Origin of the sequence: Streptomyces scabichelini (assembly GCF_011045015.1) — a bacterium.
Taxonomy (GTDB): Bacteria; Actinomycetota; Actinomycetes; order Streptomycetales; family Streptomycetaceae; genus Streptomyces; species Streptomyces scabichelini.
Genome location: NZ_JAAKZY010000007.1, coordinates 25,113 through 44,163, shown reverse-complemented (window position 1 = coordinate 44,163; position 19,051 = coordinate 25,113). Strand labels below are relative to the sequence as shown.

Annotated in this window: 23 protein-coding genes; 13 read left to right on the top strand and 10 right to left on the bottom strand. The window is 70.2% G+C overall.

The features are described from left to right. Position 1 precedes the first annotated feature (1 nt). From G5C60_RS03825 to G5C60_RS03805, 5 genes are read left to right on the top strand one after another with little or no spacing between them, the layout of a single operon-like run. Positions 2–1,690, top strand: a complete 1,689-nt coding sequence (locus G5C60_RS03825; RefSeq protein WP_165254735.1) for a sensor histidine kinase — start codon at positions 2–4, stop codon at positions 1,688–1,690. Positions 1,691–1,695: 5 nt separating this feature from the next. After that, complete coding sequence (locus G5C60_RS03820; RefSeq protein WP_165254734.1) at positions 1,696–2,106, top strand: roadblock/LC7 domain-containing protein; 411 nt, start codon at positions 1,696–1,698, stop codon at positions 2,104–2,106. Next, positions 2,103–2,474: a DUF742 domain-containing protein gene (locus tag G5C60_RS03815; protein ID WP_165254733.1), complete on the top strand. Its 372-nt coding sequence runs from the start codon at positions 2,103–2,105 to the stop codon at positions 2,472–2,474. The genes G5C60_RS03820 and G5C60_RS03815 overlap by 4 nt, the downstream gene beginning before the upstream one ends. Further along, positions 2,455–3,075 (top strand): ATP/GTP-binding protein, encoded by a 621-nt coding sequence (locus G5C60_RS03810; RefSeq protein WP_165254732.1) that lies wholly within the window; start codon positions 2,455–2,457, stop codon positions 3,073–3,075. The genes G5C60_RS03815 and G5C60_RS03810 overlap by 20 nt, the downstream gene beginning before the upstream one ends. After that, a complete protein-coding gene (locus G5C60_RS03805; protein WP_165254731.1) occupies positions 3,072–4,313 on the top strand; it encodes a cytochrome P450 in 1,242 nt (413 codons plus the stop codon). The genes G5C60_RS03810 and G5C60_RS03805 overlap by 4 nt, the downstream gene beginning before the upstream one ends. A gap of 116 nt (positions 4,314–4,429) precedes the next feature. Here the strand turns inward: G5C60_RS03805 and G5C60_RS03800 are convergent, their stop codons facing one another. Next, the gene (locus G5C60_RS03800; protein ID WP_165254730.1) at positions 4,430–5,461 is read right to left on the bottom strand and encodes a 7-epi-alpha-eudesmol synthase; all 1,032 of its coding nucleotides are present in this window, start codon (positions 5,459–5,461) and stop codon (positions 4,430–4,432) included. 232 nt (positions 5,462–5,693) lie between these two features. On the opposite strand from G5C60_RS03800, the gene G5C60_RS03795 reads away from it, so the two are divergent. Both G5C60_RS03795 and G5C60_RS03790 read left to right on the top strand, forming a co-directional pair. Continuing rightward, positions 5,694–6,149, top strand: coding sequence for a pyridoxamine 5'-phosphate oxidase family protein (locus G5C60_RS03795; protein ID WP_165254729.1), 456 nt, complete (start codon positions 5,694–5,696; stop codon positions 6,147–6,149). Between the two features lie 79 nt (positions 6,150–6,228). Beyond that, on the top strand, positions 6,229–6,621 hold the full coding sequence (locus G5C60_RS03790; protein WP_165254728.1) for a VOC family protein: 393 nt from the start codon (positions 6,229–6,231) through the stop codon (positions 6,619–6,621). Between the two features lie 71 nt (positions 6,622–6,692). On the opposite strand, the gene G5C60_RS03785 is transcribed toward G5C60_RS03790, so the two are convergent. The 3 genes from G5C60_RS03785 to G5C60_RS03775 all read right to left on the bottom strand — a co-directional run bounded on the left by G5C60_RS03785 (position 6,693) and on the right by G5C60_RS03775 (position 8,613). Continuing rightward, positions 6,693–7,154, bottom strand: coding sequence for a redoxin domain-containing protein (locus G5C60_RS03785; protein WP_165254727.1), 462 nt, complete (start codon positions 7,152–7,154; stop codon positions 6,693–6,695). A gap of 63 nt (positions 7,155–7,217) precedes the next feature. Further along, a complete protein-coding gene (locus G5C60_RS03780) occupies positions 7,218–7,520 on the bottom strand; it encodes a DUF4235 domain-containing protein (protein ID WP_165254726.1) in 303 nt (100 codons plus the stop codon). A 70-nt stretch (positions 7,521–7,590) separates the two neighbouring features. Then, a complete protein-coding gene (locus G5C60_RS03775; RefSeq protein WP_165254725.1) occupies positions 7,591–8,613 on the bottom strand; it encodes a glutathione S-transferase family protein in 1,023 nt (340 codons plus the stop codon). Positions 8,614–8,714: 101 nt separating this feature from the next. Here G5C60_RS03775 and G5C60_RS03770 point away from each other — a divergent pair, with 101 nt between their 5' ends. Then, on the top strand, positions 8,715–9,707 hold the full coding sequence (locus G5C60_RS03770) for a cation diffusion facilitator family transporter (protein WP_165254724.1): 993 nt from the start codon (positions 8,715–8,717) through the stop codon (positions 9,705–9,707). A 564-nt stretch (positions 9,708–10,271) separates the two neighbouring features. Here the strand turns inward: G5C60_RS03770 and G5C60_RS03765 are convergent. Continuing rightward, the gene (locus G5C60_RS03765; RefSeq protein WP_165254723.1) at positions 10,272–10,721 is read right to left on the bottom strand and encodes a nitroreductase family deazaflavin-dependent oxidoreductase; all 450 of its coding nucleotides are present in this window, start codon (positions 10,719–10,721) and stop codon (positions 10,272–10,274) included. A gap of 324 nt (positions 10,722–11,045) precedes the next feature. Between G5C60_RS03765 and G5C60_RS03760 the strand changes: the two genes are divergently transcribed. Continuing rightward, entirely contained in the window at positions 11,046–11,504 is a 459-nt protein-coding gene (locus G5C60_RS03760) for a nuclear transport factor 2 family protein (RefSeq protein WP_165254792.1), read from the top strand. On the opposite strand, the gene G5C60_RS03755 is transcribed toward G5C60_RS03760, so the two are convergent. The 4 genes from G5C60_RS03755 to G5C60_RS03740 all read right to left on the bottom strand — a co-directional run bounded on the left by G5C60_RS03755 (position 11,501) and on the right by G5C60_RS03740 (position 15,138). Next, complete coding sequence (locus G5C60_RS03755) at positions 11,501–11,962, bottom strand: carboxymuconolactone decarboxylase family protein (RefSeq protein ID WP_165254722.1); 462 nt, start codon at positions 11,960–11,962, stop codon at positions 11,501–11,503. The two genes, G5C60_RS03760 and G5C60_RS03755, sit on opposite strands and share 4 nt — an antisense overlap. Before the next feature lie 134 nt (positions 11,963–12,096). Next, entirely contained in the window at positions 12,097–12,729 is a 633-nt protein-coding gene (locus tag G5C60_RS03750; protein ID WP_338145677.1) for a LysE family transporter, read from the bottom strand. Positions 12,730–12,942: 213 nt separating this feature from the next. Continuing rightward, positions 12,943–14,403 carry an aldehyde dehydrogenase family protein gene (locus G5C60_RS03745; protein ID WP_165254721.1) on the bottom strand — a complete coding sequence of 487 codons (1,461 nt, stop codon included), beginning with the start codon at positions 14,401–14,403 and terminating at the stop codon, positions 12,943–12,945. Between the two features lie 165 nt (positions 14,404–14,568). Beyond that, positions 14,569–15,138, bottom strand: a complete 570-nt coding sequence (locus G5C60_RS03740; RefSeq protein WP_165254720.1) for a TetR/AcrR family transcriptional regulator — start codon at positions 15,136–15,138, stop codon at positions 14,569–14,571. A gap of 133 nt (positions 15,139–15,271) precedes the next feature. On the opposite strand from G5C60_RS03740, the gene G5C60_RS03735 reads away from it, so the two are divergent. From G5C60_RS03735 to G5C60_RS03720, 4 genes are all read left to right on the top strand, one after another. Continuing rightward, positions 15,272–15,730 carry a nuclear transport factor 2 family protein gene (locus G5C60_RS03735; protein ID WP_165254719.1) on the top strand — a complete coding sequence of 153 codons (459 nt, stop codon included), beginning with the start codon at positions 15,272–15,274 and terminating at the stop codon, positions 15,728–15,730. Positions 15,731–15,778: 48 nt separating this feature from the next. Beyond that, positions 15,779–16,300 (top strand): flavoprotein, encoded by a 522-nt coding sequence (locus G5C60_RS03730; RefSeq protein WP_165254718.1) that lies wholly within the window; start codon positions 15,779–15,781, stop codon positions 16,298–16,300. An 83-nt stretch (positions 16,301–16,383) separates the two neighbouring features. After that, positions 16,384–17,400, top strand: coding sequence for an NAD(P)-dependent oxidoreductase (locus G5C60_RS03725; protein ID WP_165254717.1), 1,017 nt, complete (start codon positions 16,384–16,386; stop codon positions 17,398–17,400). A gap of 22 nt (positions 17,401–17,422) precedes the next feature. Next, a complete protein-coding gene (locus G5C60_RS03720) occupies positions 17,423–18,070 on the top strand; it encodes an HAD-IA family hydrolase (protein WP_165254716.1) in 648 nt (215 codons plus the stop codon). A gap of 139 nt (positions 18,071–18,209) precedes the next feature. Here G5C60_RS03720 and G5C60_RS03715 read toward each other — a convergent pair whose 3' ends face one another. Further along, a complete protein-coding gene (locus G5C60_RS03715) occupies positions 18,210–19,040 on the bottom strand; it encodes a phytanoyl-CoA dioxygenase family protein (RefSeq protein ID WP_165254715.1) in 831 nt (276 codons plus the stop codon). Positions 19,041–19,051: the final 11 nt, after the last annotated feature.

Genomic DNA, 19,051 nt, shown 5'->3' with positions numbered 1-19,051 from the left:
GATGGAACTTGCCACTCCGCCACCGGCGGCGCGGGCTCCGGTCTCCTGGTACAGCTGGTGGCTGCTGCCCCTGACTCTGGGCGCCGGAACCGTCGTCACCGCGGCCGCGGGATCCGATCAGACCCGAATACCCGCGATCGTCGTCGGCGTCGTGGCGACGACGGCAAGTGCCTTCTGTGTACGTTTACTCGTTCGCTCCCAGCGTCAGCTGCGCAGTAGCGCGGGCGAGTTCAGGACGTCGCAGGCCGAGCACTCGCAGCAGTGGCAGCAGCATGTGGCCGGCCTCGAGCGGAAGTACGCCGCCGAGCGCTCGGCCCATGACGCGCAGCTGGCCGAGCAGGCCCAGGCGTACGAGGCGCGGATCGTCGAGCAGGCCCAGGCCTGGCAGGAGCAGCTGGACCGCCAGGAGGCCGCGGTCGCCCTGCTCGCCGAAGAGCAGCTGCCCGACGCGCTGAAGCGGCTGCGGGCCGGTGAGGCCATCGACGACGTCCTGCCCACGGTCAACCAGTGCGCGGAGGTCAGCCCCGATCTACGGGCCCAGCTGCGCAAGATCCTGCGGACCGCGCTGATCGGCGTGGAGGAGGAGTTCAACCGCTCCACCTCGGCCGAGCGCGCCGTCATCAGCGTCGGCAGCCGTATCCACGTACTCACCAGCAAGCTGCGCGGCCGGCTGCACGAGATGCAGGGCGAGCACGGCAGGCTGCCCGCCGTGGCCCAGGGCCTGATGGAACTGGACCAGGAGATCGGCCCCGCCGACTGTCTGGCCGCGAGCATCGGCGTACTCGGCGGCTCGGACCGGCCCGGCCGGCAGTGGCAGGAGCCGCAGCGCCTGCTCAGCGTGGTCCGCGGCGGCATCGGCCGGATCAGGGACTTCGACCGTGTCCAGGTCCGCCGTCTGCCCGAACTCGGCGTCGACGGCGGCCTGGTGGACCACCTCACGCTGATCTTCGCCCACCTCCTGGACAACGCGGCGCGCTACTCGCCGCCCACCGAGCCCGTGGTCGTCTCCGGCAAGGAGGTGCCGAACGGTGTCGGTATCGAGATCCAGGACTCGGGCAAGGGACTGAACGAGGAGAAGAAGCGGGAGGCCCTCCAGGCCCTCGACGGCACGGCCGCAGGCCCCGGTCTCGGCGGTGTGTCCGAGGACGCCCACCTCGGTCTGCGCGTGGTGGGGGCCCTGGCCCGCCGCTACGGCATCAGGGTCACCTTCGCGGACTCGCCCTGGCTCGGCACCTCGGTGGTCGTGGTCGTACCGCACAAGTACTTCACCGCACTGCCCGCAACGGTCACGGCTCCCGCTCCGGCCGCCGAGGTCTCCGCCGCGGCCGTGGCGGAGAGCACCGCGGCAGCTCCGGCCGAGCCCGCTCACGCTCCGGCCGAAGAAGCCGGCGAGACCGGGGGTGCGGGGGAGGCCGGGGACACGACACCGGGCGGTCTGCCCAGGCGCCGCAGGCGCGCGGAGTCGGGAACGCAGCCGGGAGGACGGCCGAAGCCGGTCGTACGCGACGACGAGGCCATGACGTCCACGGACACGGCCTCGCACGCCGTGCCGCCGGACGCGTCCTTCTCCGGTCTGGCCGCCTTCGCCACGGCCGGGCGCGAGCCCTCCGACGGACTCGGGTCCACCGCGGGACGTGAGTCCGACACCGGACGCGAGTCCACCGAGCACCGCACTGAAGAGAGCGACTAGTCCACATGACGCAACAGGGAACCGACGTGAGCTGGGCGCTGCGCGATCTGGTCGAGAGCATCAAGGAGATCCGCTTCGCCCTCGTCGCCTCCAGCGACGGCAAGGCCATCACCTCGTACGGTGCCGACGACCCCGACGACGTGGACCGTTTCGCCGCCGTGGTCGCGGGACTGCAGGCGCTGGCCCAGCCCGTGGCCGAGCAGTTCCCCAAGTACGCGGGGCAGCTGCGCCTGGCGATGATCGAGGTCGACGGCGGCCACCTCTTCGTGGTGCGGGCCGGCCTGGAGACATACCTCGGAGTCCTCGCCAGGGAAGGCCTCGACCAGGGCCTGCTCGGCCATCAGATGAGGGATCTGGCCCGCAGGATGGGTGAGCTCCTCGGCACCACTCCGCGCCTGGAGGAGCACTCTGGATGAGTGGTCCCAGCCGACCCCTGAACCCGTCCGGTCTGGAGCGCTACTACGTCCTCACGGGCGGCCGCAGCGGACCGGGCGGTTCGGCGTCGAGCCTTGACGTGGCGACCCTCATCATCTCCCGCGCCGCCGCCGTCCCCGGCATGCAGCACGAGCACGAGGAGATCCTCCGGCGCTGCCGCGATCCGTTGTCGGTGGCCGAACTCGGCGCCCACCTCGGATTGCCGTTCAACATTCTCGCGGTGCTCCTGGCCGATCTGCTGGACGCAGGCCGTATCGAAGCCCGTGATCCCATCCCGGCGTCCGGCGCCGGTCGCGGGCCCGACCTCGCGCTCCTTGAGGAGGTACTCAGTGGACTTGAAAGGCTTTGACCATCCCGACCGGCAGCCGGCCGGCGGCACCATGCCGGCCGGCGCCCGCTCGGTGAAGGTGATGATCGCCGGCGGATTCGGCACCGGAAAGACCACCATGGTCCGCTCGGTCAGCGACATCAAGCCGCTCACCACCGAGGAGACGCTGACCCAGGCCAGCGTCGACGTCGACAACCTCATCGGGGTGGCGGACAAGCAGGAGACCACCGTCAGCCTCGACTTCGGGAAGATCGGCATCAACGACCGGCTGGTGCTGTACCTGTTCGGGACGCCGGGCCAGGAACGGTTCTGGTTCCTGTGGAACGGCTTGTTCAAGGGTGCGCTCGGCGCCGTGGTCCTGGTCGACACACGGCGGCTGGCCTCCAGTTTCCGGGCCATCGAGGAGATGGAGCGGCAGAACGTCCCCTTCGTCATCGCCCTGAACGTCTTCCCCGACTCCAAGGACCACCCGATCGAAGAGATCAGGGACGCCCTGGACATCTCCCCGCACACCCCGATCGTGGCCTGCGACGCCCGCGACCGGACATCCAGCCGTGACGTGCTCATCGCCCTGATACGGCACCTCAAGGAACGCTCCGCCGTCGCCCTGGAGTCCCGATGACCGACCAACCCGACGCTCCCAAGGGCTGCCCCGTCGCACACGGCGGAGCAGCCGACGTCACCCGCCTCTACGGGCCCGAGGCGGCGGTCGACCCGCACGGCATCTACGCCCGGCTGCGCAAGGAGCACGGACCCGTCGCGCCGGTACTGCTCGAAGGCGACGTACCCGCGTGGCTGGTCCTCGGCTACCGGGAGAACCGGCGGGTGCTCGACAACCCCCGCCAGTTCACCCGCGATTCGCGGATCTGGCGGGACTGGACCGAGGGCCGCGTCGACACGGCCTCACCGCTGCTCCAGATGGTGGGCTGGCGCCCCGACTGCGTGTCCCAGGACGGCGAACCGCACCGCAGGCTGCGCGGCGCCGTCACCGACAACCTTCAGGCCGTGGCGAGCCGCGGCATCCGTCGCCATGTCACGCACTTCGCGAACCAGCAGATCGACGCCTTCGCGAACGAGGGCAGCGCCGATCTCGTGGCCGAGTACGCCGAGCATCTGCCGATGCTCGTGCTGACCCGGCTGTTCGGTCTCCCGCAGGGCGAGGGGCGTACGCTCGCCGAGTCCTGCGCCCAGGTGATCAAGGGCGGTGCGGAAGCCCTCGTCCACAACGACCGCATCCTGCGGATCCTCGGCGAACTCGCCGAGCGCAAGCGCCTGGAGCCGGGCTCCGACTTCACCACCGGGCTGCTCGAACACCACGCCGGCCTCGACGACGACGAGATCCTCCAGCATCTGCGCCTGGTGCTGATCGCCGCGCACACCACCACCAGCAACCTCCTCGCCAGGGTGCTGCAACTGATCCTCACCGACACCACGCGGCTCGCCGGCCTGGTCAGCGGGCAGCTGAACATCTCCGCGGTCGTCGAGGAGGTGATGTGGAACACCCCGCCGCTGGCCGTCCTGCCGGGCCGGTTCGCCACCGCCGACCTCGAACTGGGCGGACACCGCATCCAGGAGGGCGACCTGCTGGTCCTCGGCCTGACCGCGGGCAACGTCGACCCGGAGATCCGGCCCGACGTCGGCGTCTCCGTGCACGGCAACCAGTCGCATCTCGCGTTCAGCGGCGGCCCGCACGAGTGCCCGGGGCAGAACATCGGCCAGGCCATCATCGAGACGGCCGTCGACGTCCTGCTGCACCGCCTGCCGGGCCTGCGCCTCGCGGTGGCACCGGAGGAACTCACCTCGACGGCGTCCACATGGGAGGCGCGACTGGACCGGCTGCCGGTGGAGTTCGCCGCGTAGAAGTCCGCACGGCGGCTCAGGAGTTGCTTCGGCCGGTCACCCATGGGGGTGGCCGGCCGAATGGTTTTGTACCTACCTGTAAGTGCTCTACTAATTGCTCTGCTAAGTGCTCTGCGTCAGACCGCAAGCAGGTCGTCCAGCGATCCACGGCCCGCCAACTCGGCGGCGGCCGCCGGGCTTTCCTTGTCGGCGGCGTACCGGCCCGAGGTCAGCGCCCACTCGTAGTTGCCGTTGATCCAGTGCTGGATGGCCTCGACGCCCATCCGCACCTGACCGCGCTCTTCCTCTGCCAGGTCCAGTTCGTCGCACATCTTCGGTACCTGGGCCTCCAGTTCGAGATACCGGTCGAGACAGTCCGTGGTCATCCGGAACGCCTCGTCGGCCGCCTCCTGCCACGAGCACCGGCGCTCCCGGTGCAGGACGGCTATCAGGTTGTGTCCGTCCCCTCTGCGTTTCTCGCGCTCGAAGGAATGGATGTCGTTCATGAACCCGATGGTGTCCGCGGCCAGATCCCGCATCCTGATCATCAGCGGATGGGCCTGCACCTGCGCCGGAACCTCGAAGCCGCGGCTGCGCTCACCGGCGTCGATGCTGTGGTGAATGCCGACCGTACGGCGACGGAACTCGGCGTACTCCTCAAGGCCGAGCGTGCCCTCCAGGCCCCGGGCCGCCAGGTCGACCTCCTCGGTGTGCGCCACGAGGAACCGGCCCCAGGAGGCCGCGAACCGCGTACGCCACGTCAGCGACATGCCTTCCGAAAGGTGCGCCCAGACCTCCGCCCAGGCCACCGTGATCGGGCAGTCCACCCGGGGCGTGCTGCCCGCGGGGCGCAGCGGTGTGACGATGAGCTCGCGCGCGACCTCCGCTATGCGGTCGGCGCGGTCCGGCCTGGCGGCGTCGAACTGGTCGTCGAACAGGAAGGCCAGCGAGAACCAGTTCATGAGGACGACCATGTCCTCGGCCGAAGCGTGCGGATACGTACGGGCGGCGGCCTGGGGCAGGTCCCAGGACCGGTACTCCTCGAAACCTTCCTTGCTGCGGACCAGTCGCCGGTCCCAGACCCAGCGCAGATGACGCGCCCGGGCGTACTCGAGATGCTCGCTGATGGGGGTGGTGAAGGGGAGGTCGAATCTGACGTCCTGCGGCATTCGCATCCTCTCTTGGAGACGATTCACAGGGCCCCCCACCCTGCGAGCGAGCGTCGGACATGACGCCCGCCAGGGCTCGAACTGCGTTTCCCGAGGCGAAAGTTGACTCGATTACGCTTCGAGACTGCCCTGATCGTAAATGATCTATGCCGTGACCATCGTGACTTCTTCGTGACCTTCGTTACTCTTCAGACGACCTTGGCGAAATTCGCACGTAGGAGGCCTTGCCGCGATGACCGCGCCCGCCCGCACCCCGAAGCAGCGCAAACAGGACACCCTGAACCGGCTGGAGAACGACGTCGACACCTGGGTGTCCACGGCCGGGGACGGAACGCCGTATCTGGTACCGCTCTCCTTCCTCTGGGACGGCACATCCCTGCTTCTCGCCACCCCGGCCGCGAGCCCCACCGGACGCAATCTGCGGGCGACCGGCAAGGCCCGCCTGGGTATCGGCGAGACCCGTGACGTGATCCTCGTCGACGGCACGGTGGAAACCCTGACCCCCGACGAGCTGCCCGAGGGAGTGGGCGACGCCTTCGCCACCAAGACGGGGTTCGATCCGCGCCGACTCACCACCGCCTACCTCTACTTTCGCATCCACCCGCAGCGCGTGCAGGCCTGGCGTGAGGAGGACGAGCTCGTCGGCCGGGATCTCATGCGGGACGGTCGGTGGCTCGTGGACGACTGATTCCGGGGCGCGGGGTACCCGGAGACGACGGGGCGGCGGGCGGGAACGCCGCCGCGTTCGGGCCCCGTACGGAGGAGACATGGCACTGGTGGTGGCAGGCGTCGTGGTACTGGACTGTGCCGAACCCGAGAAACTCGCCTTGTTCTACAAGGAACTGCTGGAGGCCGAGCAGACGGACGCGACCGCGAACCGCGTGGAGATCAGGGGCGCCGAGGGGACCCGCATGGCGTTCCGCCGGGACATGACGGCCACTCCGCCGAGCTGGCCGCGCCCCGAGAACTCCCTGCAGGTCCACCTGGACTTCCATGTGGACGATCTCGACGAGGCGGAGCGCAGGGTCGTGGCACTCGGCGGGCGGCCGCTGGACACCAAGGAGGCGTCCGGCCCGTTCGAGGAGCGGGGATACGCCGATCCGGCCGGCCACTCCTTCACCCTGCGCCGTACCCGTGCCACGGCGCCCAAGTCGGGCTGAGTACACCCACGTCGGGCTGAGCGCACCCAAGTCGGGCTCAGAGCAGCCGGGTCAGGCCGAGCGCAGCCGGGTCAGGCCGAGCGCAGTGCCGCCAGGGCGCGGTCGGCGTGCGCGCTCATCTTGAACTCGCTGCGCACCACCTCGAGTACCTTCCGGTCCTCGGAGATGACGAAGGTGACCCGCTTCGTGGGGGCCATCGAGAAGCCGCGCTTCACACCGAACCGCTCACGGATCACGCCCTCCGGGTCGGACAGCAGCGGAAACCCGAGGGTGTGCTTCCCCGCGAACTCCTGCTGCCGGTCGACCGGATCACCACTGATCCCCACCGGCCGCGCCCCGGCGGCGGCGAACTCGGCGGCCAGATCACGGAAGTGGCACGCCTCGGCGGTGCAGCCGGGTGTGAGGGCGGCCGGATAGAAGAAGAGGACGACGGGACCCTCGGCCAAGAGATCCGACAGCTTCCGGGAGGCGCCGGTCTCGTCGGGCAGCGTGAAGTCCTCGACGGTGTCGCCCACTTCTGGCTGGTTCTTCACAGTTTGTTCCCCTGCCTTCCGGCCGCCGATCCGGAAGCCAACCTTACGGGACGGTAAGGGAGTTCAGTCGCGGCCCTCCTTGTCGCCGGACGGCCACACTCCGGTCTTGCGCTCGACGAACGCGGCCCCCGAACGGTCCACGGCACTGCGGACGACGGCGAAGATGGCGCCCTGGACGGCCGCGGCCAGCAGGATCTCGCCCCAACTCCGGTCCTTGTCCAGTGCGTCGGGCGCGTCCTCCTCATGCCGTATCACCTTCCATGTCTTCTGGAAGGCCAGCCCGGCGAGCGCCCCGCTCGTCCAGCCGAGCACGAACCCGAGGGGCTTGTAGGCGAGGGGCAGCTTCATCTTTTTCTTCTTCGGCATCGCTGTCTCCTTATGCGCAGGGCATATCAGGGCTTAGCAGGGCTTATGTGAGGGGCTCATGTGTGGGGCCTCATGTGTGGGGCCGGCCGGCTGCCGGGACCCGCTCGTTCTCCGGCACGGGCCCCGGCGGACTCCCGTCGCCGAACGGTCGGCCGCCGAGCTCCTCACGGCTGTGAGGCGTCAGCCAGCCGGACAGATCGGGTCCGAGCGGCACGATGCCGGTCGGGTTGATGCCCGTGTGGACCTGGTAGTAGTGCCGCTTGATGTGGTCGAAGTCGACGGTGTCCCCGAAGCCGGGTGTCTGGTAGAGGTCGCGGACGTACGCCCACAGCACCTGATCCTCCGTCAACTTCCAGCGGTTGCACTTGAAGTGGCCGTGGTAGACGGCGTCGAAGCGGACCAGCGTGGTGAACAGTCGGATGTCCGCCTCCGTGATCGTGTCGCCGACCAGGTAGCGCCGGCGGCTGAGCCGCTGCGACAGGAACTCCAGCCGCCGGAAGAGCCGCCGACAGGCCTCCGCGTACTCCTCCTGGTCGGTGGCGAACCCGGCCCGGTACACCCCGTTGTTGACGTCCTCGTACACCTCCCTCATGACCTCGTCGATCTCGTCGCGCAGCCGGGCGGGGTAGAGGTCGGGTGCCCCGTCCCGGTGCAGGGCCGTCCACTCGGTGGCCAGGTCCAGGGTGATCTGCTGGAAGTCGTTGGTGACCAGTCGGCCGCTGGGGACGTCCACGATCGCGGGCACACTGACGCCGCCCGGATAGTCCGTCTCGCGCGCGTCGTACGCCTCGCTGAGGAACCGGATGCCGAGTACCGGATCGCGGCCGTCCGGATCCAGCGTGAAGCGCCAGCTGCGGTCGTCCTGGATGGGATCGGCGATGGCCAGCGACAGGGCGTCCTCGAGCCCCAGCAGCCGCCGCGAGATCACCGCGCGGCTCGCCCAGGGGCAGGCCCGGCTGACGACCAGCCGGTAGCGGCCGGCCTCGACCGGCCAGCCGTCCCGGCCGTCCGTCGTGATGCGGTCCGCGAAGTGGCTCTTGGACCGCTTGAACGACTTCCTCCCGTACGCATCGTTGCCGGCGGTGGCGTTCATAGCGCCTGACTCCTTCCTGAGGTGTGCCCTGGTGAGAGGAGTTCCCCGGAAATCCGCACTCACCTCCGTGTGAGGGCGCCCGACCGGGGCAGTCGGCCCAGGTGAACGGTAAGCCGCCGACCCTTGCCCAGCCTCCGGCCGCGGGGAACCCCAGCTCGCTCCGCGAGGACCGCAGGACCCGTGTCACCGTGCTGGTGGCGCTGACCGCGAACGTCGTGATCGCCGTGGCCAAGACGGTCGGCGGCCTGGTCGCGGGCTCGCCCGCGCTGCTCTCGGAGGCGGCGCACTCCGTGGCCGACAGCATGAACGAGGTCTTCCTCCTGGCCGCCCTGCGCCGCAGCCGCCGTCCCGCCGACAGCCGGCACCCCTTCGGCTACGGCAAGGAACGCTTCTTCTGGTCGCTCCTGGCAGCCGTCGGCATCTTCGTGATGGGCGGCTGCTTCTCCTTCTTCCAGGGCTTCGAGGCCCTGCGCAGAGGGGCTTCGGAGTCGTACGAAGGCTATGTGGCGGGGCTCGTGGTACTCGGGGTCGCCCTGGTCTCCGAGGGGATCTCCCTGCTGCGCGCCCTGCACCAGGTGCGCACACAGGGTGGCGCCTCCCGAGCCCGTGACCCGGCCCTGCGGACGGTCGTCGCCGAGGACGGCACCGCCGTGCTCGGCGTGACCCTCGCGATCGCCGGGATGGCGCTCCACATGACCACCGGACAGGTCGTCTGGGAGGCACTGGCCTCGCTCGCCATCGGGGCGCTGCTCGTGTACGTGGCGTACCGGCTGGGCCGTGACGCACGCGACCAGCTGATCGGCCGTGCCACCGACCCCGAGCACAGCCGCCGTATCCGCGCGATGCTGGAGGCGCAGCCGGAGATCGACTCCGTGGAGTCCCTGCTGACCATGAAGCTCGGCCTGGACTCGACCCTGGTGGCCGCCCGCGTCGACCTCACCCCCGGCCTGGACAGCGAAGAGGTCGAACTGGTCGCCGAACGCATCAAGCGCTCCGTGTCCCACGCGATCCCGGAAGCCGAGCAGATCTTTCTCGACGTAACGGACGCGGCGACCGCGAAGCGGGCCGGCCGACGCGAGCCGCGCGGCGGCTGACCTGCGGGTCTGCCTCCCGGGCCGGACAGCGGGCGACCCCGCCGCGACGGGGGAGCGCGGCGGGGCCTGAGACTCGTGTGCCCGGCGCACGACGGTTCATTCCTACCGGATCCACCGAACGGCTTGAACTGCACCGTCCCGCTCCTGCCGGAGCTGCCGTACGGGCTGTCCGTGCCGCTTCTCCATCCGGTACTGGTCTGCCGGATCGGCTGACCGTGTCCACCGTGTCAACCTTCCGGAACGGCTTTCCCGTGCCAGCCCGGCCGGACCCGCGGGGCCTGCTAAGCGGCCTTGGTCAAGCCCGGTGCGATACCGCGCCCCGTAAGGGGCGCGGGGAACTGCGCGACCAGCCACGGACGGCCCGCACCTTTCGTACTGCACTTCCCGCGGAGCGCTGCCGTGCCGATCTGTCGGCCGGGGCCGGCTCGCCCCGCGGCGCAGGCGGACTGTCGGGCCTCTCCGGTCTGCCGAGGACCGTTGCCGTGCACGGGAGCCCCGCGGCGTCACGGGCGGCACGGTTTCCGGTGACCGTCTCGTCTGGCTCGGTGGGCGGAGGTCGCCGGATCAGGGGGCGTCGGTCGGTTCCAGGACGAAGACCGGGATTTCTCGGCTGGTCTTCTTCTGGTAGTCGGCGTACGGCGGGTATGCCGCTACGGCGCGCTCCCACCACAACGCCTTTTCCTCGCCGGTCACTTCGCGTGCCGTCATGTCCTTGCGCGCCGTGCCGTCCTGGAGTTCGACCTCGGGGTTGGCCTTGACGTTGTAATACCAGACCGGGTGCTTGGGTGCGCCGCCCAGCGAGGCAACGACGGCGTAAGTGCCCTCGTGCTCCACACGCATGAGCGGGGTCTTGCGTAGCTTGCCGCTCTTGGCACCTCGGGTGGTCAGCAGGATCACGGGCAGTCCCGTGTCCTGATGCGTCATCCCCTTGGTTCCGCCGGAGCTCTCGATCAACTCCACCTGATCACGTACCCACTTCGCAGGGCTGGGCTCGTACTCGCCCTCAAGAGGCATGCCATCGTTCCCATCGTCGTGTGCTTGTCGGGTCGGTCACTCAGCGGGGTGCCGGCACCCCGGGTCTCCCCGAGGTACATCCGCCCATCCAAGATTCAACACATAACCCGCTACCCCGCAGAGCCCAACCCAGCCCCGCCCGGTCTCAGCCAGCCCTCTGCAGGACCGGCTGAGGTCGTGAACTGGCCTTACCCGGCAGGTAATTGTCGACCGTCGGGAAGATCGGCAGGGTGGGAACCCCCCCGGCCGAACGGCACGGGGCCGAGACCGGGAGCCGCCATGACCACCATGACCAGTACGAAGACCACGACCACGACCACGACCATGACCACGACGACGACCGCCACACCCCGCACCGTCGTCGAGGAACTGCTGCGCCGCTTCGCCGAGGGCGACCCCGAGCGGATCGCCGAAATGTACGCGGACCGGGTCGACTGGAAGCTGAGCTGGCCGCAGGACGAGCACGGGCGTGCCGACACGCCGTGGATCCGGCAGCGGTTCAGCGGCGGCGCCGATGCCGCCGCCCACTTCCGGGAGCTGGCCGAGCACCACGTCACCGGGCAGGCGGACACCGAGGTCGAGCGCGTCCTCGTCGACGGCGACGAGGCGGTCGTATTCGGCGAGATCCGGCAGACCGCGAAGTCCACCGGACGCGCCTACCGCGCCCGGTTCGCCCTGCACCTCACGGTCGCGAACGGCCTGGTCGTACGGCATCACGTGTACGAGGACAGCCTCGCCGTCGCCCGGGCCTTCCAGCCCAGGCGCCTCTCGAACCGGGCCTAGGCCCAGGTGGCGCCCGCAGGCTCCTTGATCGTGGCGTTGATCCGGTTGAAGAAGTTGGTCGTGGCGATCCACAGGACGAGCGCGGCGACCTGCTGCTCGTCGTAGTGGTCGGCGACCTCGTCCCACAGCTCGTCCGGCACGGCCTCGCCGGAGCGGTCGCCGAGGCGGGTCATCGCCTCGGCCAGGGCGAGGGCGGCCCGTTCGGCGTCCGAGAAGTACGGGGCCTCGCGCCAGGCCGCCACCGTCCACAGGCGCTCGTCGGTCACCCCCGCCTTCCGGGCGCTGTGGTTGCCCCCGTAGACGCAGGTGCTGCACCCGTTGATCTGGCTGGCCCGCAGATGCACGAGTTCCATGGTCTGCTGGGGGACACCGCCCTTGTGGACGGCCTTGAACAGCCCCTGGACGGCCTGCATCGCGTCGGGAAGGATCATTGCGGGGTTCTTCATCCGTGCCTGCATGACTGCTCCTCAGGAGTTCCGAAAGTGTCTGTCACCGCACTGACGGAACGCGACGCGGAAGTGTGACGAGCCGGCGGAGAACATTCTCCAGCCGGCCGTCGGGCAGGTCGTCGAGGGAGGCCGGCGTACAGGTGTCACGACGGCACGACCAGCATGCGTACGGCCAGCGCCAGGATCACCACGCCGGACACGAGCGCCGTCACGAGCCGCCCCAGGCGGCCCGTCAGTGCCCGGCCCAGCAACGCACCCCCACCCGCGAGCAGCAGCTGCCAGCCGGCCGACGCGGCGAAGGCGGCGACGACGAAGACGCCCTGCTCCAGAGGATCCGCGGCGGCGGCCGTACCGCTGCCGAGGACCAGCGCCGCGAAGTAGATCACCGTGGTGGGATTGAGCATCGTGATCCCCAGCAGTGCCAGATACGCGCGGCCGGGGTTCATCGGAGTCCGGCCGGAGCGGGTGGCGAGGTGCCGGTTCCGGTACTGGCGGAGCGCGGTGAGGCCGCCGCGTACCGCCAGTGCGACCAGCACCAGGCCCGAGGCCCAGCGCAGCGGCACCAGCACCGGTTGCAGCGCGGCGGCGAGCGCGGAGCCGCTGAGCGTGGCCACCAGGGCATAGAGCCCGTCGGCCGTGGCCACGCCGAGCGCGGCGCATATGCCGATCCGCAGGGACGTACGGGCGGTGAGTGAGACGAGGTAGGTCGCGACCGCTCCGACGGGCATGGCGATGCCAAGACCCGCGAGAAGCCCCGCGACGAGCGCGGCGGTCACGACCGCGGAAGCGTGGGCCTCCAGAGTCGGCCGGACTGCTGCTGGAACCGCACCGGACGAGCGGTGGCGGACATCAGCGGCAGAAGGGCTTCGTAGGTGGTCATGGCCACGATGCTGGGGCCATGCCACGGCCGGAGCAACTCATATACGGCGCCCGGGGCGGCAGCGGCGTACGCCGTAACGGCGTACGCCGGTTGTGCCGCCCGGAACCCCTCAGAACGGGTAGTGCGCGTGCTGCGTCGCCAGCGTCACCCAGCGGGTGTTGCTGAACGCCTCGATGCCCCAGCGCCCGCCGAACCGGCCGTATCCGCTGCCCTTGAACCCGCCGAAGGGGGCGTTCGGTTCGTCCGCGACGGACTGGTCGTTGACGTGGACGATGCCGGTACGGATCCGACGGGCGACCGTCAGCCCGTGCGTGCCGTTCTCGGTGATGATGCCGCAAGTCAGCCCGTGCTCGGTGGAGTTGGCGAAGTCGACGGCCTCGTCGTCCGTGCTGAACGTGCTGATCACGGCGACCGGCCCGAAGGCCTCGCCGTGGTACAGCTCGGCGCTCTCGGGCAGGTCGGTGAGCACGGTCGCCGGGTGTACGGCACCCTCGGGAGCCGTACCGCCGGTCAGCACGGTGGCGCCCTTGGCGACGGCGTCCTCGACCAGCGCCGCGACCCGGCGGGCGGCGTCCGGGGTGACGAGCGGGCCGACCACCGTGTGATCGTCGGCCGGATTGCCGGCCGCGAGCGACTCGGTCTTCGCGACGAACTTGGCCGTGAACTCCTCGGCGAGGCTCTCGTGGACGAGGAGCCGGTCTGCCGACATGCAGATCTGGCCGGAGTTCATGAACACGGAGAAGACGGCGGCGTCGACCGCGTAGTCGACGTCGGCGTCCGCCAGCACGATCACGGAGTTCTTGCCGCCGAGTTCGAGGAGCGCGGGCTTGAGGTGACGCGCCGCGTGGACGCCGATGATGCGGCCGACCTCGGTGGAGCCCGTGAAGTTGACGGCCCGCACGCGCGTGTCGGCGATCAGCGCCTCGGCGACGGCGGGCGCGTCCTCAGGGGCGTTGGTGATCACGTTGAGCACGCCGTCGGGCAGGCCCGCGTCACGCAGTACGTCCGCGACGAACAGACCGCAGGCGAACGGCGCGTCCTCGCTCGGCTTCATCACCACGGTGTTGCCCGCGGCGAGCGGGGCGGCGACGGCACGGACGCCGAGGATGACCGGGGCGTTCCACGGCGAGAACGCCGCCACGACGCCGACCGGCTCCCGCACCGCGAGCCCGAGCGCGCCCGCCTCCTGGGCGCTCAGCACCTCGCCGCGCGGGGCGGTCACCGCGGCGGCGGCCTCGCGGAGCATGTTCGCGGCGAGACCGACGTTGAACATCGCCCACGGCCGGGTCCCGCCGACCTCGCCCGCCATCGTCCGTACGGCGTCTTCGGTGCGGGCCTCCAGGAGGTCGGCCGCGGCGAGGAGGATCTTGCGCCGGGCGACCGGGCTGGTCGCCGCCCAGCCGGCGAACGCGGCATCCGCGGCGTCCACGGCCCGCGTGACGTCTTCGACACCCGCCGCCGCGACCGTGGCGTACACCTCCGAGCTGTACGGATTCACGTCCTCAGCGGTGCGGCCGGAGGCGGCGGGCAGGTCCTTGCCGCCGATCAGCAGGTCACGATGGAGGGTCATGCGCGGCTCTTCCCGTCGTGCGAGACAGTGCGACACGCCCGAGGCCAGTCGCTTGTCCGCCTGGTGAACGATTCTTCGTTGAATATTGGAACAGTCTGCAACGTGACGAGGGCGCAGTCAATGACGGTCGTGATCAACCGAGCCTCGACGGCACCATGAGCGAAGTCAGGACGCGACAGCCGCGCGATACGCCCCGATGAGCGACTCGGCCGCGCGCCCGGCCTGTTCGGCGGGCTCCGCGCCCTGCTCGATGGCCGCGGTGACCATGGCGCCCTCGGCCAGCAGATAAAGCTGGTCGGCCAGGGGTGTCGGCAGCCCGGCCTCGCTCACGAGGCCGGTCAGGTAGTCCTTGAAGGCCTGCTTGTGGGCGCGGACCTGGGCGGCGATCGGTTCGGACGTGGCGCCGAGTTCGCCGTACGAGTTGATCCAGGCGCAACCGCGGAAATCCGGCTCGCGGAACCACTGTCCCAGCCACTCGAAGACCGCCGTGATCCGCCGCCCGGGGTCCTCGTGGCCGTCGACGTACTCGGCGAGCCGCTGACGCCAGCGGACGTCACGCCGCTCCAGGTACGCCACCACCAGTTGCTCCTTGGCGGGGAACAGCTGGTACAGCCGCTTGAGCGAGACCCCCGACGCGCCGCGCACGTCGTCCATGCCGACGGACTGTATGCCGCGCCCGTAGAACAGTCTCTCCGCCGCGTCCAGTGCCCGCTCCCTGGCGACCGCGCTGTCCATGGACCAGTCCACTCCTCGATGTCTTGGGCGTCTTGAATGTCTTGACGGGAGAACCGTCGTTCTCTACGTTAGCGGTCGCGATGGAGAACGTACGTTCTCCCTATCGGATCACCGCAGTCGAGAGGGAGCCGTCATGACCGACTGCCCGCCCCTGCCGCCCTTCACCCGGGAGACCGCGGCCCAGAAGGTCCAGGCGGCCGAGGACGCCTGGAACACCCGCGACCCCCAGAAGGTCGCGCTCGCCTACTCGGAGGACTCGGTCTGGCGCAACCGCGACACCTTCGTGACCGGCCGCGCCCAGATCGCGGAACTGCTCACGGAAAAGTGGCGGCGCGAGCGGGAGTACGCCCTGCGCAAGGACCTCTGGGCCTTCGACGGCAACCGCATCGCCGTCCGCTTCCAGTACGAGTCCCACGACGCCGACGGCCAGTGGTGGCGCTCGTACGGGAACGAGCTCTGGGAGTTCGACGAGCACGGACTGATGACCCGGCGCGAGGCGAGCATCAACGACGTACCGATCGAGGAGAAGGAGCGCCGGATCCTCGGTCCGCGCCCGGACTCGGAGCGCGGGGACTCCTTTCCTCTTCAGTAGGCTCCTCTTTCATGGGCCTCGATGGGCCGTGTTGAGTAGGGTTTCCGGGTGACCGAACAGGGCCGGAAACCCTTCCTCTACGTCGTCGTCTGCGCCGCCGGAGTCGCCGAGCACGTCGGCGAGTTGATCACCCTGGCGCAGGAGCGGAACTGGGAGGTCGGTGTCATCGCGACGCCGCCCGCGACGGGCTTCTTCGACACCGTGGCGGTCGAGGCGCAGACCGGGCGGGTGATCCGCTCGGCCTGGCGGTCCCCGGGCGACCCGCGCCCCTTCCCCGACCCGGACGCCGTCGTCGTGGCGCCCGCGACGTTCAACACCATCAACAAGTGGGCGGCCGGGATCGCCGACACCTTGGCCCTCGGCACCCTGTGCGAGGCGTACGGCCTCGGTGTGCCGATCGCCGTACTCCCGTGCGTGGGCGAGGCGTTGACGGCCCACCCCGCGTACCAGGAGAGCCTGAAACGGTTGCGCGGGATGGGCGTCCAGTTCGGCGAACCCGCCTTCGGCGGCCCGGACGACGGGTTTCGCTGGGAGCAGGCCCTGGACCTGGTGGCTCACTCGCGGACGTAGCCCGCGCTGCCCGGCGTCGACGCCGGCACATCCCGGCGCACGATGCACAGAGTGTCAGATGCACAGAGTGTCAAAGGAGAGCCGTGAGCACCCCGCACAAGCCGCTCGTGATCCTGCGCCCCGCCCCGCACCCCACCGACCGCATCTTCGCCCCGGCCACGCTGGCCCGGCTCCACGACCGTTTCACCGTCGTGGAACCCGACTCCGAAGCAGCCCTCGACCAGGCCCTGCCCGACGCCTTCGCCGTCGTCGGCCAGCCCGACCTGCCCGCCGAACGCCTCGCGCGAGCACAGGAGTTGAGGGCCGTGCTCAACGTCGAGGGCAACTTCTATCCGTACGTCGACTATGACGTCTGCTTCGAGCGCGGCATCCACGTCCTGAACTGCGGGCCCGCGTACGCCCAGGCCGTCGCCGAGTACGCGCTCGGGCTCGCCCTCGACCTGGCGCGCGGCATCAGCCGTGAGGACCGTGCCTTCCGTGCCGGACGGGAGCGGTATGTGTGGGAGGGCAACGCGGACGCCGTACTGCTGCGGGGCTCGGACATCGGCCTGATCGGCTTCGGGAACCTCGGCCGCGCCCTCCACCCGCTGCTGGCACCCTTCCGTCCCACCCTCCGGGTCCATGACCCTTGGCTGCCGGACGCCGTCCTGCGCGAACAGGGTCTCGTGCCGGCCACGCTGGACGAGACCCTCGCCCACAGCCGGTTCGTCTTCGTGCTCGCCACCGCCACCGCCGAAAACCGTCATCTGCTCGGCGAGCGCGAACTCGGCCTGCTGCCCGACGGCGCCCGGCTGGTGTTCGTCAGCCGCGCCCCCGTCGTCGACTTCCCGGCGCTCCTCGCGAGAGTCGCCCAGGGCCGTCTGCTGGCGGCGATCGACGTCTGGCCCGACGAGCCCGTCGCCGCCGACGACCGCGCTCGCGGCCTGGAGGGACTGGTGCTCTCCGCCCACCGCGCGGGCGGCATCCCGGAGGCATTCCTGACCATCGGTGACATGGTGGTCGACGACCTGACGCTGATCGCCCGGGGCCTGCCGCCCACCCGTATGCAGGTCGCCGCACGCGAACTCGTCGGCCGCTACCGCAACCGCCCCGTCACCTGAACGATCCCGAGAAGGATCCCGAATGAACATTCCCTGCCAGGGCCTCCTCTTCGACAACGACGGCGTCCTGGTCGACTCCGATCCGGGCGTCGACCAGGCATGGAGCCGATGGGCCCGCGACCGGGGCCTGCCGGCCGAGGAGGTCACCGCGATGGTGCACGGGCGGCGCTCGGCCGACACCGTCGCGCTGCTCGTCGCCGACCCCGCGGAGCGGCCCGCGGCGCTCGCCGAGATCGACCGCCTGGAGATCGAGGCCGCCGCCCTCACGACCGCGCTGCCCGGCGCGCTCGAACTCCTCACGAGCCTGCCGCAAGGAAAGTGGGCCGTCGTCACCTCCGGCGTCACCGCACTCGCCCGGGCCCGCCTCGCCGCCGCCGGCCTGCCGCTGCCGCCCGTGCTCATCACCGCGGACGACGTCAGCCACGGCAAACCGGCCCCCGACGGCTACCGCGCGGCAGCCGGGAAACTCGGGATCGACCCCGCGACGGCCGTGGTCTTCGAGGACAGCGTCGCCGGGGCGAAGGCGGGGGCGGCGGCAGGCGCGTACGTCATCGGGGTCGGACAACGGGGCCTGGCCACCGACGCCCCTGTCGTCGTACCTGATCTGCGGGGACTGACCTGGCACGAGGGTGTACTCGACCTCACCGGGGCGCGGCTCATGCGGTCCTGAGCCCTACGTAAGTGGACCTGCCGAAGTCGGGTGCGGTACACCGCGCCCCTTTTTAGGGGCGCGGGGAACTGCGCGACCAGCCACAACGGACCCGCAGCGTCCAACGAACCCTCAGCAGCACCGCACTTCCAGCGGAGCGCTAGTGCGGGCCCGGCGCGAACTCCGTGCCGCAAGGCCCCGCACCCTCGCTCTCCCGCAGCGGAACGGGATCACCGCTCATCGACAGAGTGCGGTAGTGGCTTCCGATGCGCTCGGCCGACCGGCCCACGTAGTGGGCGATGTACGAACGCCGGAAACGGTCGGCGCTGTGGTTCGGCTGCGAGCCGTGGACCAGGGTGCCGTTGAAGAACAGGACGTCGCCCGGCTCCATGTCGACCGGCACGGCGGCCAGGCCGGGCGGCGGCGGTACGTACTCCCGCGCGAAGGACACCCCGGCGTCCGCCTCCTCGGGGCAGAACAGGTCCATGCGGTGCGTGCCGGGAACGACCTCCAGGCCGCCGTTGTCCCGGTCGATCACGTCGCAGGCGATCCACGCGGCCACACAGGTGCCGGGCTCCACCCGGAGATAGAAGTTGTCCTGGTGCAGGGCCTGGCCCCGGGCGCCCGGCGGCTTGAAGTAGAACATGCTCTGGGCCGCCAGGACCTCCTCGCCGAACAACGTCTCCAGAACGCCGCGCAGGCGTGGGTCGAGGAGGAAACGCAGCGCCAGGTCGTTGATGCGGTGCGGATGCATCACACGGGGGTAGCGGTGCAGCGGATCGGCGGGACCGTGGGTCTCCGAGGCGCGCGGCTCGAAGTGGCCGGGCACCGGACCGGCGGCGTGCAGGGCCGTGAACTCCGCGTTCAGCCCGTCGACCTCGTCCCGGCCGAACAGGCCGCGCAGCACCGTGAAGCCCTCCTCCTCGAACTGGCGGTGGCCGGCCTCGGGCAGGATGGGCTCACGGGAGGCGCCGATGTCCGTGACTGTCATGCGTTCACCCC

Excerpts from the sequence above, each read along its gene's own strand:
- G5C60_RS03790 (WP_165254728.1), top strand. The coding sequence starts at position 6,229 with ATGGCACTGGTGGTGGCAGGCGTCGTGGTACTGGACTGTGCCGAACCC.
- G5C60_RS03720 (WP_165254716.1), top strand. The coding sequence starts at position 17,423 with ATGAACATTCCCTGCCAGGGCCTCCTCTTCGACAACGACGGCGTCCTG.
- G5C60_RS03825 (WP_165254735.1), top strand. The coding sequence starts at position 2 with ATGGAACTTGCCACTCCGCCACCGGCGGCGCGGGCTCCGGTCTCCTGG.
- G5C60_RS03760 (WP_165254792.1), top strand. The coding sequence starts at position 11,046 with ATGACCACGACGACGACCGCCACACCCCGCACCGTCGTCGAGGAACTG.
- G5C60_RS03715 (WP_165254715.1), bottom strand. The coding sequence starts at position 19,040 with ATGACAGTCACGGACATCGGCGCCTCCCGTGAGCCCATCCTGCCCGAG.
- G5C60_RS03745 (WP_165254721.1), bottom strand. The coding sequence starts at position 14,403 with ATGACCCTCCATCGTGACCTGCTGATCGGCGGCAAGGACCTGCCCGCC.
- G5C60_RS03820 (WP_165254734.1), top strand. The coding sequence starts at position 1,696 with ATGACGCAACAGGGAACCGACGTGAGCTGGGCGCTGCGCGATCTGGTC.
- G5C60_RS03815 (WP_165254733.1), top strand. The coding sequence starts at position 2,103 with ATGAGTGGTCCCAGCCGACCCCTGAACCCGTCCGGTCTGGAGCGCTAC.
- G5C60_RS03740 (WP_165254720.1), bottom strand. The coding sequence starts at position 15,138 with ATGGACAGCGCGGTCGCCAGGGAGCGGGCACTGGACGCGGCGGAGAGA.
- G5C60_RS03780 (WP_165254726.1), bottom strand. The coding sequence starts at position 7,520 with ATGCCGAAGAAGAAAAAGATGAAGCTGCCCCTCGCCTACAAGCCCCTC.
- G5C60_RS03795 (WP_165254729.1), top strand. The coding sequence starts at position 5,694 with ATGACCGCGCCCGCCCGCACCCCGAAGCAGCGCAAACAGGACACCCTG.
- G5C60_RS03800 (WP_165254730.1), bottom strand. The coding sequence starts at position 5,461 with ATGCCGCAGGACGTCAGATTCGACCTCCCCTTCACCACCCCCATCAGC.
- G5C60_RS03755 (WP_165254722.1), bottom strand. The coding sequence starts at position 11,962 with ATGCAGGCACGGATGAAGAACCCCGCAATGATCCTTCCCGACGCGATG.
- G5C60_RS03805 (WP_165254731.1), top strand. The coding sequence starts at position 3,072 with ATGACCGACCAACCCGACGCTCCCAAGGGCTGCCCCGTCGCACACGGC.
- G5C60_RS03775 (WP_165254725.1), bottom strand. The coding sequence starts at position 8,613 with ATGAACGCCACCGCCGGCAACGATGCGTACGGGAGGAAGTCGTTCAAG.
- G5C60_RS03765 (WP_165254723.1), bottom strand. The coding sequence starts at position 10,721 with ATGCCTCTTGAGGGCGAGTACGAGCCCAGCCCTGCGAAGTGGGTACGT.
- G5C60_RS03735 (WP_165254719.1), top strand. The coding sequence starts at position 15,272 with ATGACCGACTGCCCGCCCCTGCCGCCCTTCACCCGGGAGACCGCGGCC.